This is a genomic window from Spirosoma sp. KCTC 42546, assembly GCF_006965485.1.
GTDB lineage: Bacteria > Bacteroidota > Bacteroidia > Cytophagales > Spirosomataceae > Spirosoma.
In genome coordinates this window covers 5,310,402-5,325,225 of record NZ_CP041360.1, presented here as the reverse complement: position 1 = coordinate 5,325,225, position 14,824 = coordinate 5,310,402, and the positions used below count along the sequence as shown (strand labels likewise).

The 14,824-nt window shown below is 46.9% G+C and carries 12 protein-coding genes; 8 read left to right on the top strand and 4 right to left on the bottom strand.

Features of this window, described 5'->3' with window-relative positions:
- The first annotated feature begins 590 nt into the window (after positions 1 to 590).
- Positions 591 to 3,026 carry an ABC transporter permease gene (locus tag EXU85_RS21850; protein ID WP_142774128.1) on the top strand — a complete coding sequence of 812 codons (2,436 nt, stop codon included), beginning with the start codon at positions 591 to 593 and terminating at the stop codon, positions 3,024 to 3,026.
- A gap of 66 nt (positions 3,027 to 3,092) precedes the next feature.
- On the opposite strand, the gene EXU85_RS21845 is transcribed toward EXU85_RS21850, so the two are convergent.
- A complete protein-coding gene (locus tag EXU85_RS21845; RefSeq protein WP_142774127.1) occupies positions 3,093 to 3,713 on the bottom strand; it encodes a hypothetical protein in 621 nt (206 codons plus the stop codon).
- A gap of 401 nt (positions 3,714 to 4,114) precedes the next feature.
- Here EXU85_RS21845 and EXU85_RS21840 point away from each other — a divergent pair, with 401 nt between their 5' ends.
- The 4 genes from EXU85_RS21840 to EXU85_RS21825 all read left to right on the top strand — a co-directional run bounded on the left by EXU85_RS21840 (position 4,115) and on the right by EXU85_RS21825 (position 7,819).
- A complete protein-coding gene (locus tag EXU85_RS21840; protein WP_142774126.1) occupies positions 4,115 to 5,083 on the top strand; it encodes a two-component regulator propeller domain-containing protein in 969 nt (322 codons plus the stop codon).
- A gap of 262 nt (positions 5,084 to 5,345) precedes the next feature.
- Positions 5,346 to 6,374: an aldehyde reductase gene (locus EXU85_RS21835; RefSeq protein WP_142774125.1), complete on the top strand. Its 1,029-nt coding sequence runs from the start codon at positions 5,346 to 5,348 to the stop codon at positions 6,372 to 6,374.
- Between the two features lie 6 nt (positions 6,375 to 6,380).
- On the top strand, positions 6,381 to 7,037 hold the full coding sequence (locus EXU85_RS21830) for an NAD-dependent epimerase/dehydratase family protein (protein WP_142774124.1): 657 nt from the start codon (positions 6,381 to 6,383) through the stop codon (positions 7,035 to 7,037).
- Positions 7,034 to 7,819, top strand: coding sequence for an AraC family transcriptional regulator (locus tag EXU85_RS21825; protein WP_142774123.1), 786 nt, complete (start codon positions 7,034 to 7,036; stop codon positions 7,817 to 7,819). Before EXU85_RS21830 ends, EXU85_RS21825 begins: the two co-directional genes overlap by 4 nt.
- A 209-nt stretch (positions 7,820 to 8,028) precedes the next feature.
- Here EXU85_RS21825 and EXU85_RS21820 read toward each other — a convergent pair whose 3' ends face one another.
- From EXU85_RS21820 to EXU85_RS21810, 3 genes are all read right to left on the bottom strand, one after another.
- Positions 8,029 to 9,147: an acyltransferase gene (locus EXU85_RS21820; RefSeq protein WP_142774122.1), complete on the bottom strand. Its 1,119-nt coding sequence runs from the start codon at positions 9,145 to 9,147 to the stop codon at positions 8,029 to 8,031.
- 183 nt (positions 9,148 to 9,330) lie between these two features.
- On the bottom strand, positions 9,331 to 10,068 hold the full coding sequence (locus tag EXU85_RS21815; protein ID WP_142774121.1) for an SDR family oxidoreductase: 738 nt from the start codon (positions 10,066 to 10,068) through the stop codon (positions 9,331 to 9,333).
- Between the two features lie 67 nt (positions 10,069 to 10,135).
- Positions 10,136 to 11,026 carry a helix-turn-helix transcriptional regulator gene (locus tag EXU85_RS21810; protein WP_142774120.1) on the bottom strand — a complete coding sequence of 297 codons (891 nt, stop codon included), beginning with the start codon at positions 11,024 to 11,026 and terminating at the stop codon, positions 10,136 to 10,138.
- A gap of 109 nt (positions 11,027 to 11,135) precedes the next feature.
- Between EXU85_RS21810 and EXU85_RS21805 the strand changes: the two genes are divergently transcribed.
- From EXU85_RS21805 to EXU85_RS21795, 3 genes are all read left to right on the top strand, one after another.
- Positions 11,136 to 11,342: a hypothetical protein gene (locus tag EXU85_RS21805; RefSeq protein ID WP_142774119.1), complete on the top strand. Its 207-nt coding sequence runs from the start codon at positions 11,136 to 11,138 to the stop codon at positions 11,340 to 11,342.
- An 83-nt stretch (positions 11,343 to 11,425) separates the two neighbouring features.
- A complete protein-coding gene (locus tag EXU85_RS21800) occupies positions 11,426 to 13,870 on the top strand; it encodes a TonB-dependent receptor (protein WP_142774118.1) in 2,445 nt (814 codons plus the stop codon).
- Between the two features lie 70 nt (positions 13,871 to 13,940).
- The gene (locus tag EXU85_RS21795) at positions 13,941 to 14,804 is read left to right on the top strand and encodes an AraC family transcriptional regulator (RefSeq protein WP_142774117.1); all 864 of its coding nucleotides are present in this window, start codon (positions 13,941 to 13,943) and stop codon (positions 14,802 to 14,804) included.
- Positions 14,805 to 14,824 lie beyond the last annotated feature (20 nt).

Genomic DNA, 14,824 nt, shown 5'->3' with positions numbered 1-14,824 from the left:
AATTAATTGATGGCTAAAACTAGCCGTCTGATCAGCACAGAATTAGTTAAAAGGACAAAAGGAACAAAAAGCGGATAGTTGGTATCCACTTCTAGCTAGCAAGGCTGACCAGCTGTGGCTGTTACCAAAGCTCAACAGAGTCTCACGAAAATGCTCGTTTATTGAGATTAAACGGCCAGCACAATCGACAGCCGATGGCCGGTTCTTGTTTCCATAAATTCCAAACGACCGCTCCAGTCGCCTAATTCGTTTCAGTAGAGCTATTGAAGATGCTCACGTTCCTTAGTGAGTTATAAGCAACATACCAAGCATACTTTGTTCTCAGAACGTTACTCCTAAACGCGATTTTACCAGATTGTGGGTTAGGCCAAATGTGTGTTGAATGACGAATGATGTAGAAGTTGGGTACCTCGGCTAAATCGTCGGCCTGGCGAATCCATCCAAATGCTTTCCATTGTCAGGAAAAGTTGTGATTAACACACGTATCATTCATCCCATTTTTAGCCAGGTTCACATCATTTTTTCATTCAGCTTAACCACCCTTCGTATTCTTGCCGCAGGAAAAAAGTGCATCACTAAATGGATGGATCATGATCGGAAGCTACATCAAAACATCGCGACGCAACTTAATGCGCAACAAGCTGTTCTCGTTCATCAATATTGTTGGCCTTGCCATCAGTATGTCCGTCGGGTTACTGCTGATCGCCTTCCTGTTCGACCTGCATTCCTACGATAGGTTCCACCAGAATGGGGACCGTATCTATCGCATCACCAACGTGCTGACTACCAATGGTGAACAGAGGGGCAAGTTTGCCACCACATCCATAAAGACAGGAAAACGTATCCGACAGAACGTGTCCGGCATTGACGACGTAGCTATTGTGCGCAACGACTTTTCGAAGGATGCGAAGGTTGGCGAAAACACGCTCCCGATCAAGGGCTTCTGGACGGAGCCATCCTTCTTCAGCATCTTTACTTTTCCGATGCTGGAAGGCAATCCCGAGACGGCCCTGAAAGATCCTTATTCGATCGTTCTTACGGAAACGGCCGCCAGAAAACTGTTCGGTAACCAATCGGCACTGGGCAAGGCAATCCGGTTCGATACACTCGATTACCAGGTAACCGGCGTCATGAAGGATGTTCCGTTCTTTTCGCACATCAACTTCGAAGCCCTGGTTTCGCTCTCAACTGCCGAGCAACTCAATAAGAACAACGCCGAAAAATGGGCAAGCATACCCTCAAATTACGTGTACCTCCGGCTGCCTGCCTCGACCAACGTAGCGTCGATCCAGTCGCAGCTCGATGTCCTTGCCGAGGAGGAAAATCGCGCTGATGAAAACACGAAGATCCAACTTGAGCTGCTGCCTTTATATCAGATCGTAGTTGGCGAGAGCCTCCGCCGTTCTGAGGGGGGCGCTGGCTCGGTAGGCCCTCATATGCCTCCGGTTGTGCTTTGGATACTCGGCGGGCTGGCACTCGTTGTGATCCTGTCAGCCTGTTTTAACTATACCAATCTGTCGATGGCACGAGCTATGCGCCGTTTTAAGGAAGTCGGTCTTCGCAAAGCGATCGGGGCTGGAAAGAGCCAGGTATGGCAGCAGTTCCTGGTGGAGGCAATCATGATCTCCCTGGCAGCCCTTCTTCTTTCTTTCCTGCTATTTCTGGTATTGCGCCCGCAACTGATAAACCTGGCCCCGGAGATGCAGCGCACGGTGAAGCTCGAGCTTAGTCCGGCTATGGTCCTGGCCTTTATCGTTTTTTCGGTCACCGTAGGCGTTATTGCTGGTTTATTACCGGCCCTCTTCTTTTCTAAAGTCAGTGCGATCAATGCGCTCCGAAATGTGTCTGCTCCAGTATATCGGTCGGTGAGCGTTTTTAAACACTTAACCCTCCGACGCGCTCTGGTAGTAATTCAATACACATTCACCCTGATCTTTATAACCACAACTGCCATTGGCTATGTTCAGTATAAAAACATCCTCGCCTTCGACCTGGGATTCAATACCGAAAACATCCTCAACATTACGATGCAGGGAAATAAACCCGACGCGTTTATGAAGGAACTGAGTGAGATGCCCGAAGTAACGGCCCTATCCCGCTCGTTAATAATCACCAGCGTGGGGAACGCCTGGGGTGGTTATATGAAATACAACGATACGCGCGACTCGGCGCTGGTCATGACCAACAACGTCGATGAAAATTACCTGGCTCTGCATGAATACAAGCTCATTGCCGGAGGTAATTTCAGGGCACGACCCACTACGGCCGAAGCGGTCAGCGAAGTGATTGTTAACCAGCAGTTCTTAAAGCGATTTAACATGGGTACTAACGACCCCGAGAAAGCAATTGGCAAGGAAATTACCTTCAGTAATTTCAACGTACATGACCGTAAAATGACCATTGTTGGCGTCATGAAAGACTTTCATTATGGAAAAGTCGATAACCTCGTTGGGCCGGTAGCCTTCATGTTCTGGACACCTACCGACAGAGCAGTCATTAATGCCAAAATACAAAGCCGGGACATGCTGGCGACCCGAGCTAAGATCGAGTCGGCCTGGAAGAAAATGGATCGTGTTCATCCCTTTCAGGCTGAATTCTATGACGAAGCCATCGAAGAAGCCTACAGTGAATTTTCTGTTCTGATCAAGATTATTGGCTTCCTTTCCTTACTCGCTATGTCAATCGCATCGATGGGCTTGTTTGGCATGGTGGCGTTCACGACCGAAACCCGGCTGAAGGAGATCAGTATCCGCAAAGTGATGGGTGCCAGTGCTGGTAACCTGGTCTATCTACTGAGCCGCGGTTTTCTTCTACAACTGGCGTTATCGGCCCTTATCGCGCTGCCCGTAACCTACCTTTTCTTCGAAAATGGGGTACTTACCCGTTTCCCATATCACACACCCGTGCAGATGGTTGAGTTGTTGATCGGCTTGCTGGTGGTATTGGTAATCGCCTTCCTGCTGATTGGATCGCAGACGATGAAAGCCGCAAAAAGTAATCCGGTTGATGTTCTGAAGAGCGAATAGGGGCTGTAGACTTGCTCCATTTTGTAAAGAGTTACAGGGCATAACTGGCAGGGCAAGGTAGCCTGGTTATTTCAAGACTACATTCTTGATTTTAATGCGGAACAAGCCGCTGTTGAACCGGGCCGTTTCTGGCATGCCGTTTTCAATCCTGTTATATACACTCATATCCTCATGGAAGGTAATGACAAATCGCCCCTCTACCATACCGGTTGCTTTATCGATCCTCGTCAGCCTGACCCAGCTAGGCTTTCCACCCTTGTCGATATAGCGTTTCTGCAATCCACCGGAATTGCCCACGTACGAAAGGTTAGCTGGTTCGTTTTTTTGCGTATTGTGCCGATTTAGCCTGGCTATGGTAGTGCGGCCTTTTTTCAGAGGAATGTTGTAAAGTGCCAATATCTGAGTTCGGGTGCAGTCGCCAGTCACGCAGCCAGTAGTCGTAGTTGGATTTGGCCCATCACCCTTACCCGGATAATCAATATCCGTGAAGACCAGCAGATTCAACTGCCGGACATCGTCGAGCTGTTGCGTCGGTTCCTTTATACGTAGCAGTTCACCGGTACCATACCAGATAGAGTCGTTGAGCCTACTGGTCACATTGAATGGGCTGCTGGCGGAGAGCATAGGCTGCCTGGTGCATCCGGCACCAACCAGGAGAAAGAGTGTGCAATAGCCAAGAGCGTTCATACTTGCTTTCTTTTAGGCAAGAAGAAACCGAGGCTTAAAAACTACTTATATAGTTGTTGCCCATATCTAGGGTCCAGAGAGTCCTGCTCATGTCGGATTGGGCTGCTTGTAGGGAATCAATCGAGTAGGGGTGCTCCATAAAAGGACTAGCTGTTTAGAATTAAGTTGGCTTAAAGTAACTACGATCCTCTTGCTGAACCAAAAGTAACGGGCTTATAGGTAACTGGGCGGTATAAATGGCTTAGCCGTTGATTGATTTCACAAAGTCGGTTACTTCTTATGGGGGTCAGCTAGTAATAGTGCACTCCTGGCGTGTTTTTCATCTCGTTAACAAGCCCTTAACAAACGCTCAGCACAAAAACGAGTAGGTTTGTTGAAGCAATTAATAAAAATAAATAGGGATGAAATACGCACCCGTATGTGCTTTTTTGTTGGTGTTTGTCTGCACTCCCTGTAAAGGACAAAACAAAATTGACCTCCCAAAAGACACGATCAAGTACCACGGGCCTACCACGTCAGTTCGTACCATCAAGCAAGATCGAAAGGGCAACATTTGGCTTGCTTCAAACGAAGGTATTATAAGGTACGATGGAAAATCGTTCACCAACATCACCACTAACCTGAGTTCAGACCGCTTCTTTTCGATGGTAGAAGATAGAAACGGAAATTTTTGGTTCGGTACGTATGGCTCAGGTGTTTATTATTACGATGGGAAGTCCTTTCAACACGTTACAACAGAGCAGGGGCTTGCTAATAACCAGGTTTCTACTATTTATGAAGATAAAGCCGGTACTATCTGGTTCGGTACCAACGGAGGTGTAAGCCGCTACGATGGAAAATCGTTTCGAAATTTTACAATAGAAGGAGGACTTTCCACTAATGACGTTAATGCTATTCTTGAAGACAAAACAGGAAAATTATGGTTTGGCACCAGGGGCTATACCTACGTGTATGATGGCAAAACCTTTTCCTTTTTCAGCCATAAGGGTACCTCTTTTGGGGATATTTGGTCGATAATCGAAGACAGAAAAGGGACTATATGGCTTGGTGGTGGGAATGGCCTTTGGCGCTTTGACAGCGGTACAATTACCCAATTCACCCAGAATCCTATTCTTCGTGTCTTTGAGGATAAGAAAGGAAACATCTGGACTATTTCGCAGATTGCTCCTGGAAGGTTTGGACTTTTTCGTTATGACGAAAAGTCCTTGTCTGATAAAAAACCAGCTGTAACTGAAATAGCCCAATCACTAAACCTTTTTGGGATTTTACAAGCTACTGATGGCCGTATTTGGTTTGGGGCCTATGATGGGGTGTATCGGTGTGATGGAACGACCATTACCAACTTCAAAAAGAAGGTGGATCAGAAATAATAGGTATAGCTGGTTCTTGAAACGCCCGATTGAAGAAGCAGATGTATGAATATTCCTTCGTCTCCAGTTGGGGCTGATTTTGTTAGAAGGTATCAAACTGCAAATAGCCCTCCGTGGCCAGTCAATGTTATGATTATACCGCTGCATCATAAGCACTACTCTAGAAATAATTGGCCTTTTTAACAAACTAGTTTGGACTTTTAAACAAACTCTAATCGCATTTCCTGCTTGAACTTTGCACGATCAATAGTTCAATTCGGAAATGGAAAATAAACAAACTGTATTGGTCTCGGGAGGTTCGGGATTTATTGCCTCCTATTGCATCATCGCCTTGCTCAGAAATGGGTATAACGTAAGAGTCACGCTGCGCTCGCTTAAAAAAGCTGAACTGGTAAAACAAATGCTGAAAGAAGGGGGACTTAACTCAGTTGACGATTTAACCTTTGTCGAAGCCGATTTAGAGAATGAATCGAGCTGGGAAAAAGCAATCGTAGGTTGCCAGTATGTGATTCACGTAGCTTCGCCAACTCCACTTACGGAGGCAAAAACCGATGACGATTTCGTTATCCCGGCAAAAAACGGCGTGCTATTCGTTTTGCGTGCGGCCAAAAAAGCGGGCGTCAAGCGCGTGGTGCTCACGTCGGCGTTTGGTGCAGTGGGTATGGGTACGGTAAAAACTACGCCCTACACGGAGGAAGACTGGACGGTGCTGAATGACAGCGTGGCGCCTTATCAACGGTCAAAAACGATTTCTGAAAAAGCAGCCTGGGCGTTTATAAAAGAAGAAGGCGCTGGTATGGAGCTGGCTGTAGTCAATCCCACAGGTGTGTTGGGTCCCGTTTTATCAAGCGATTTTTCACATTCCATTCACACGATTAAACAAATGCTGAATGGGGAGATAAAAGCCTGTCCTAAACTAATTTCGGGCTACGTGGATGTGCGGGATGTTGCCGACCTGCATCTGAAAGCCATGACCCTGCCTCAGGCAAACGGACAACGCTTTATCGCCGTTGCCGGAGAAGGGTATTCGGTTTTGGACATAGCGAATGTGCTGCGGAAAAATCTGGGTCAAAAAGCAGCGAAAGTGCCAACCCGAGAATTGCCGAATTGGCTCATTAAACTATTGGCCCGATTCAATCCGAAATTGAAAGCGGTTATCCCTTATTTGGGCATGGTCAAACAAGCCAGCAGCGAAAAAGCCATTACCCGATTAGGCTGGAAGCCTCGTTCTACCGAAGAAGCCATTGTAGCGACTGCCACTAGTTTAATCAAATTAGGTATTGTCAACTAAACAACCATGAGACTAATCATTACGGGGGCTACCGGATTAGTAGGCGAAGGGGTTTTGCTGGTTTGTCTGGAAAACCCCACAGTTACCGAGGTACTTATCATTAACAGAAAGCCACTGGCCCGTAAACACAAAAAACTGGTCGAGCTAATCGTAACCGATTTTTCAGAAATCAAAAAGTATAGTGAGCATCTGAAAAACTATGATGCTTGCTTTTTCTGTGCGGGTGCCAGTTCGGTTGGTGAAAATGAGGAATCGTTTACCAAAAAGACCTATGATTTTGTGGTTCCGTTTGCCCAAATGCTTTCCAACATCAATCCTGCTATGACCTTTATCTATGTCTCTGGAAATCGTACTGATAGCACCGGGCAGGGAAAGGTCATGTGGGCTAGAGTAAAAGGGCGAACCGAAAATGCGTTGCTGAAATTACCCTTTAAAGCCGTGTATGCGTTTCGCCCCGGATTTATGAAGCCGGTCAAAGGACAACAGAACGTACGGCTGATTTACCGGGTTTTTGAAGCGTTTTATCCAGTATGGCTATCCCTCCTGCCGAATTGGACCTGTACCATGCGGGAAGTAGGTCTGGCCATGATTCATTGCGTGTCCAGAGGGTATGATAAATCCATTTTAGACGTACAGGATATAAAATTGCAGGCAAAGTCATGAGAATTACCGAACTAAAATCGTGTTTTATTGGCCCTGCGCTCTCTCCCGAGCAATTCATTGCCGAACATTTCTTTGTCTTTCTGGTCAAAGGGATCATGAACGGGTATGACGGCAACAAACAATATATCCTTAAAGCCGGTGAAAGCTGTCTGGTTCGCAAAAACAGACTGGCCCGCTACAACAAAGTGAAAGTGGATAACGAGTTCGAAAAAGTCATCCTCTTTTTTGATGAATCCTTTTTGAAAAACTTCCAGAAAAGGTACACCGTACCCCTTCAGAAGCACCCCTCTAAGGATGCTTTTATTCGGCTTAAAAAAGACAAATTGATCAACAACTTTTTGTTGTCGCTGGAGCCATATTACACGGGTTCTGGGGCGATCAGCACCACGTTTTCTGATGTAAAAAGAGAGGAATTGTTGCTGATCCTGCTGGACTTGCATCCCGACTTGTCCGGTATATTATTTGATTATGGGGTTCCCGGTCGGGTAGACCTGGAAGCGTTTATGCAACGGAATTATAAATTCAACGTAACGCTGGAACGCTTTGCCTTTCTGACGGGGCGCAGTTTGTCCGCCTTCAAGAGAGACTTCAAAACCATCTTTGATGAAACGCCCAATCGTTGGCTGGTGAAACGGCGGTTGCAGGAAGCCCGTTTCCTGATTGAAGAAAAGGGGCAAAAAGTAACCGAGATTTATCAGGATCTGGGCTTTGAAGATCTGTCGCATTTTTCCTTTGCGTTTAAAAAGGAGTTTGGGGTAACCGCAACAGCACTTTCCGAGTAGCGGTCTGAGTTCCGCTGCTAACAAGAAAGGCATTTGGGCGAACGACAGGCATCCCCTCGGTCGACCGCAGCCCTTGGTTGATGCTTTTCTACGCTGCGTTCTTGTTCGTGTACGGTCGCCGTAACCCCCTTTTTTATGGCGGCCTTTTTGAGCTACAACTGATCGTTGTAGCAATTCGCTGCTGTCCCGCTGGTGCAGCTCCATCTCGGTCAACTTGCCAGCCGCTTTTTGCGCAGCCAGGCCCTTACTGGTTCATCGTACAACCTTAAACTGCCATAAGCCAGCACCATAGCGCCTGAAAAGGTGAGCAGGGCATAGGGCCAGGCCTGCCATAACGTAATGCCCTTGTGGTTGCTGACCCAGGCTACGTAAAAATAAACAAGCACGTAATGGGTCATGTACAAGGGATACGAAAGATTGCCCAGGAACGTACAGATTTTATCTTCCATTTGATTGTGCACCACACCACTGGCACCGATATAGACAATGAGTGGAAAGACAATAATGATGCAAAAAGCTTCATACAACCCATTCATCCAAAGACGGTCTGCACCGCCTATTCTCGGCATAAGCAAAACAACCGCAACCAGCAGGCTACACCATACAAAAGCATGTTTGATAGAGGCAGGTCGCGCTACCCGCGATAAAAGCAGACCGGCAAAAAACGGGAATAGGGTACGTATTGTCCCAATGCGCATGTGTTCAGCATTGAGTGTCCAGCCGCCGGTAACATCTCCGTTGGGGTTAGTAACCGCAAACTGCAATAGCACGGCACCTGCCAGTACGACCAAACAAGCCAATGCTTTATTCGATAATTTCCGTAAACCCAGGGCGTACAGAATATTAACGACATACTCGAAAAATAAGGACCAGCCAACGCTATTGAGCGGGTGCATTTCTTGCCAGCCGCGTATATCCATAGAAAGGGGTATGGGTATAAGCGTATAGCCAATCAGCATAACGACGATCAGCTTCCATACTGGAACCGTATGAATAAGCGGCCATATCGTTGAGTCGGTCCAGTAAAAGCCTAGGGCACCGAGCGTCATGCCCAACACAACAAGTGGGTGCAGCCGCTCGAACCGGCGCCGAAGAAAGCCGCTGATGGTTAATTTGTCCCATCGGTCGTCATAGGCATACCCAATGACAAAGCCGGACAGGAGAAAGAAAAAATCAACGGCCAGATACCCGTGGTTGACAACATTGTCAAGGTGACTGCTGGCAAGCGACTCGGTAAGGTGAAAGCATACCACGATAATAGCGGCTACCCCCCGAAGTCCATCTAATAGCTTATAGTGCGGCTTTGTGCCAAATTCGTTATTGTTCATTGAGAGCAGCAAATGTAGTACTACACGATGGCTTAGTCAGGGAATAAAAAACGCCCAATTTAAGAACCATGACATGTAGATTCATTCGTCTCACCTTAAAGAGCCTTATTTGAGGTTACATGTAGATCTGTCTTCAAAAATACCGAGGATGCTTTATCCTCGGTATCGTTACCAGACGCACGTTTACCAGGGGCTAATCCCTGTTTCAGGCGAATTGTCGTCGCTAAAGAATTGGCCGGTCGGGCCGTCTGATCCTAACGTAGCCGCTTTTACAACCCTGGCTGCGGCATCGGGCACGGTTCCGGGGCCGCTATGGTGGTTAAAATCGGTGGCGGTATAGCCTGGGTCAACGGCATTTACCTTAAAGGCCGTATCGCGTAAGTCATAAGCCAGCACAATAGTATAGGCATTGAGGGCCGCTTTAGACGAAACATAAACGGCCCCCTTAACCTGGTAATACTTCCAGGAAGGATCGTTATGCAACGTGAGCGAACCCAGGCCTGAAGTAACGTTAACGATTCTGGGTTCGGGCGATTGCTTCAGCAGGTCTATGAACGCCTGTGTAACTTCAATGACGCCAAAAAAATTGGTTTCGAATACCTGCTTAAATACGCTGATATTCGTTTCTAATGAAGTCTGCGGAAAACCACCGGCGATACCCGCATTATTAATCAGTACGTCCAGCACGGTAGTTTTTTGCCCAAGTACGTCGCGGGCCGCCTTTATCGAGTCAATGTCATCTACATCGATCGCTATAGGCTCTACCTGAGTTAACCCCTCGGCCTGTAGCTGGCTAACGGCCTGCTGGCCTTTTTGTATATCCCGACTGCCCAGGTATACATAATACCCTTGCTGTAGTAATTGCCTGGCTGTTTCAAAGCCAATGCTTTTGTTTGCGCCTGTTATCAGTACTGTTTTCATCCTGTTAGTTGTTAACGGTGCAAAGCTACCGCGGAATCTACGCTCGACTGAAACACATTTTTCGGCATTACTGGTACATTTTACGGATGGTAGCCCGGTAGTCGGCAGGGGTGACGCCGGTTTCGCGTTTGAAGAAACGGTTGAAATAAGAAGCCTCCGAAAAACCGAGATCAAAGGCAATTTCCTTCAGCGAATGGGGCGTATGAAAAAGCAACCGCCGGGCTTCCAGCACCAGTCGCTCATGGATATGTTTGATGGCTGGTTTGCCACTTTGTGTTTTCACGACCTCGCTCAAATGCCCGGCAGAAATATGAAGCATTGACGCATAATCACTCACTTCATGCAATTCGCGGAAGTATTCGTTGATTTTCGCCTGAAACTTCTTTAGTAATAGCGTATCGACTGAGGTATCGTTACCCGTAAATTGCTCTGTATATAACCGGCTCAAATAGGTAAGCAGTACAGTCAGGTAAGCACTCAGCATGCGTTGCTGCCAGTCGCTAGGATGCTGATTCTCAGTATTGATCCGGGTCAGCATATCCTCTACAAAATCAATATCAGCCTCCGTAAGCTGTAATGCATGGCCGTTATGCGGATTTTGAATCAGCGGCAGCTTGCTTATTGACGCATTTTCCTGCAATGCCAGGAACTCCTCCGTAAACGCAATTCCTGTGCTCCATAACTGTTCATATCCTTCCTTTACGATGATCTGATTGGGGCCCGAAAAGTAAATCGTGTTGTCTTTAATGACATAAGGTGTCATGTCAATCCAATGACGGCTACCCGCTCGCCTGATAAACACAACCAGGTAATGATTCTTTCGGTGCGGTATAAGCAGATCGGACTCGGTAGGTAAACTGCCTTCAAAATTATACACTCTAAACTGGTTGCTGCCAGTTACCTCGTCCGGCTCCAACGAATAAACCGGCACGTGCGGATTGCTACTAAGTACTTGCATTGGCTAAAGCTATGGCTTTATTCCTTAAAATTCACCCTCTGAAACCACCCGCGCGGGTGGTTTTTTCGTTTTGGGGCACCCCTACTTTTGAATCCAATTAACGATCACTATGAAGGGCTTAACCGAATTGAAAATACAGGAACACCTCGACCCAAAATGGGAAGACTGCTTTGACGGAATGACCATCCGGTATCAGGATAATCAGACCATTCTGCAGGTGGTCATAAAAGACGACGCGCATTTGCACGGTATTCTGAATCTCATCCTGAACTTAAATCTGAAGCTCATTTCGGTCAATACGCTGGAAGCTGGCTAGTCGATGGCCCAGCTAGTTGCCTTGATGTCTATACTCTTTTTACCTAAGAAAATCCCCCAAACAAATTCAAAATCCCCAATTCCATGAAATACATCTTATTACTACTTGTCTTCCTCTTTTTTCTTTTGTTTAGCCCGATGTTGGGCCAGGCGCAGGCCTTGTCTCAAACCGTGCGAGGCACCCTCACTGATTCGGACAGCCAGCTCCCGCTGATTGGGGCAACTTTACTCATCGTAGGGTCTAAACCCCTCGTTGGTATCACAACCGACCAGAATGGACAGTTCAAATTAAGCAACATCCCTACCGGACGTATCAGTCTGCAATTATCGTATCTAGGCTACGAACCCAAAATCATCCCGGATATTGTGGTCAACTCCGGCAAAGAAGTGGTGCTTAACCTGACCATGCAGGAATCAACCCTGAAACTGGCCGAAGTTGTGGTGAAAGCCAGTCTGGAAAAAGGCCAGGCGCAGAACGAAATGGCCCTGATCAGTGCCCGGTCCATTTCTCCCGAAGAAACGAATCGGTACGCGGGTGGGTTTAACGACCCTTCCCTGATCGTGTCCAATTTTGCGGGTGTGGCCAATAATCCAAATGGAAACAACGACATTATTGTACGGGGTAATTCGCCTAAATATGTTCAATGGCGGCTGGAAGGCATCCAAATCACCAACCCAAACCATTTTGCCGACCAGGGCGCTATTGGCGGTGGGCTGAGCACGCTGAATAATAACATTCTGGCCACTTCCGATTTTTACACGGGTGCGTTTGCCCCCGAATACGGCGATGTGTTATCCGGCGTATATGACGTAAAGTTGAGAGCCGGGAATAATGAAAAAACGGAAGCGGTGTTGGGCGTGGGAATTCTGGGTACGGATTTAACCGTTGAAGGCCCCTTCAAAAAAGGGTATGGGGGATCTTATCTGGTGAATTACCGCTATTCCACCATTTCCCTTCTAACCGATTTGGGTTTAACGGGCGTAAAGGGATCGCCCAAGTTTCAGGATGCCGCGTTTAAGGTTTTGTTGCCCACCAAAAAAGCCGGGGCCTTTTCCCTATTCGGATTGGGTGGCTCCAGCAGCGCGTTCCTGAAAGAAGTAACCCCCGAAATTGCGGAAACGCCCGGTGATCGCTCCATGCTGGCCGGTATTCGGGAAGATCTGGAAAAGGGGTCTAATTTACTGAACCTGGGGTTGACCCACACCTTGCCGCTTGGTGCCAAAAGCTATATCCATACTACGTTGTCGTATTCGCAGGAAGGCATCAACGATAAGGTTTTTGAATCCAGCATCGAAAAACAATATGACGGTAGCGGGGCCTACCTGAGGGATTCGGTGTTAACGACTCACCCTAATTTTCAAAGCCGCTTACTCAAATCGACCTATCGGGGTGGCCTTACCTACCACACTAAGCTAAATGCCCGGAATACTATCCAGATCGGTGCGCAGTATTCGCTTGCAGGGTATGATTACCAGCAAAGCCAATTACAGGGCGATGCGGCAACTCGAGTGTATTTGCTCAATTTCCAGGAAAAGGTGGGTACGATCCGGAATTACATCAGTTGGAAACACCGATTCAATGAAGCGATTACCATGGTGACAGGCATCCATAACATGAATGTGCTGCTAAACCATAAAAGTACCCTTGAACCAAGATTTTCCCTGAACTGGCAGCTTAGTCCGACCAGTTCGTTACAGGCTGGTTATGGGAAACACAGCACGATGGAAAGTGCCCATAACTATTTTGCCCAGGTTGAATCGGCAGATGGACAACTTAGCGAGCCAAACAAAAACCTGGGTCTACTGAAAGCCCACCATGTTGTGCTGGGCTACGAAAAGCGTTTCACGCAGGCGTTGGTGGCTAAAGCAGAAGTGTATTACCAGTCCCTTTACCAGTTGCCAGTCGAAAACAGTGCGACGAGTACGTTCGCGACCATTAACGAAGGCCCTGATTTTAATTATGTTGCTCTAGTCAATAAAGGAACCGGTCGGAATTATGGCATTGAGTTGACTCTGGAACGCTACTTTAGCCATAACTTCTATTATTTAGTCAACGGCTCCTTATATACTTCCACCTACCAAACGCTAGAAGGGAAAGAGCGCAACACGCCCTACAATGGTCATTATCTGGTCAATCTGTTAGCTGGGAAAGAGTTTGTTAAGCTGGGCAAGAAGAAGAATCAGGTCCTGGGGATAAATGCGAAAGTGTTTTTCAGTGGCGCTAAACCGATTATTCCGCTGTTACGAGATGCTGCCGGGAATTTAGCCGTCGATCCGGCCAGGAATAAGTTCTGGGATTATAGCAAAGCGTACGAAACGTCCTTAAGTGACCTGTCCAAAATAGTGCTCTCGGTGAGCTACAAATGGAACAAGGCCCGAACCACGCATGAATTATTCCTGAACATGGATAATCTCACCAACAATCAGGGCAAGATAACCGAATATTACGACCCAGGTCAGCCTGGTTCCGTAGGGCATACGACCCAACGGGGCTTAGTTCCCAACCTGTTGTACCGGCTGTATTTTTAACGTAACAGCAGTCTTCTCTCTTTTATCACTACTATTGACAAAGGCAGGTGTTGATTAATGCGACCATACCATGAAGAAAATACCCATCAGGCAAATTAATTCAGCGTATCCCGACATACAAACAGCCGAACGGTTTACGATTCGGCAGGTTCAGGATATAGTGGGTGAACATGATTTAATCCATGATCTGCACCGGCATGATTTCTTTTTTATTCTTGCGTTGCAAACTGGAGATGGAGTTCATGAAATAGATTTTACACCCTATACGATTCGTAGTAATTCTATTTTCTTTTTGCGCCCTGGGCAGGTACACCAGCTTAACCTGAAAGTGGGTAGCACTGGATTCTTAGTCGAATATAACGCCGAATTTTACAGCCCAACTACGAAGCTTTCCATCCAGCGAGTACGAAAAGCCAGCAGTAAAAACTATTGTAAACTGGAGGCCAGTCGATTTGAAAAAATAAAGGCTACGCTAACTTCCATGTTCCTGGAATACACAAATAAAGAGGAGGGCTATCAAGATGTCATTAAGGCAAATCTGGAGATATTTTTTATCGAATTTATCCGGCAAAGCCCGAATCTGAATGGACCGCCAATAGTAATTAATCAGTATACGCAGGAGCGCCTGGAGGAATTTCTAGCGTTGATGGAAACGCACATAACTACCCATAAGCTCGCTTCTCAATACGCCAGTTTTATGAATCTATCGCTCTATCAGTTGAACGAAATCACCAAAACGACGCTCGGCAAAATTACTTCTGAATTAATCAATGAACGGATTATTCTGGAAGCGAAACGGTACCTGCTGGCAACGCCTGATCAAATCAAAGATATTGCCGACCAACTGGGCTACGAAGACGTTTCCTATTTCATCCGGTTCTTCAAGAAACACGCTGGCTATACACCCGAAGCGTTCCGACAGAATTTCGGATAAGTACTGTACCTGCTGGTTAG

Coding starts and splice junctions, on each gene's coding strand:
- EXU85_RS21850 (WP_142774128.1), top strand. CDS start 591: ATGATCGGAAGCTACATCAAAACATCGCGACGCAACTTAATGCGCAAC.
- EXU85_RS21845 (WP_142774127.1), bottom strand. CDS start 3,713: ATGAACGCTCTTGGCTATTGCACACTCTTTCTCCTGGTTGGTGCCGGA.
- EXU85_RS21840 (WP_142774126.1), top strand. CDS start 4,115: ATGAAATACGCACCCGTATGTGCTTTTTTGTTGGTGTTTGTCTGCACT.
- EXU85_RS21835 (WP_142774125.1), top strand. CDS start 5,346: ATGGAAAATAAACAAACTGTATTGGTCTCGGGAGGTTCGGGATTTATT.
- EXU85_RS21830 (WP_142774124.1), top strand. CDS start 6,381: ATGAGACTAATCATTACGGGGGCTACCGGATTAGTAGGCGAAGGGGTT.
- EXU85_RS21825 (WP_142774123.1), top strand. CDS start 7,034: ATGAGAATTACCGAACTAAAATCGTGTTTTATTGGCCCTGCGCTCTCT.
- EXU85_RS21820 (WP_142774122.1), bottom strand. CDS start 9,147: ATGAACAATAACGAATTTGGCACAAAGCCGCACTATAAGCTATTAGAT.
- EXU85_RS21815 (WP_142774121.1), bottom strand. CDS start 10,068: ATGAAAACAGTACTGATAACAGGCGCAAACAAAAGCATTGGCTTTGAA.
- EXU85_RS21810 (WP_142774120.1), bottom strand. CDS start 11,026: ATGCAAGTACTTAGTAGCAATCCGCACGTGCCGGTTTATTCGTTGGAG.
- EXU85_RS21805 (WP_142774119.1), top strand. CDS start 11,136: ATGAAGGGCTTAACCGAATTGAAAATACAGGAACACCTCGACCCAAAA.
- EXU85_RS21800 (WP_142774118.1), top strand. CDS start 11,426: ATGAAATACATCTTATTACTACTTGTCTTCCTCTTTTTTCTTTTGTTT.
- EXU85_RS21795 (WP_142774117.1), top strand. CDS start 13,941: ATGAAGAAAATACCCATCAGGCAAATTAATTCAGCGTATCCCGACATA.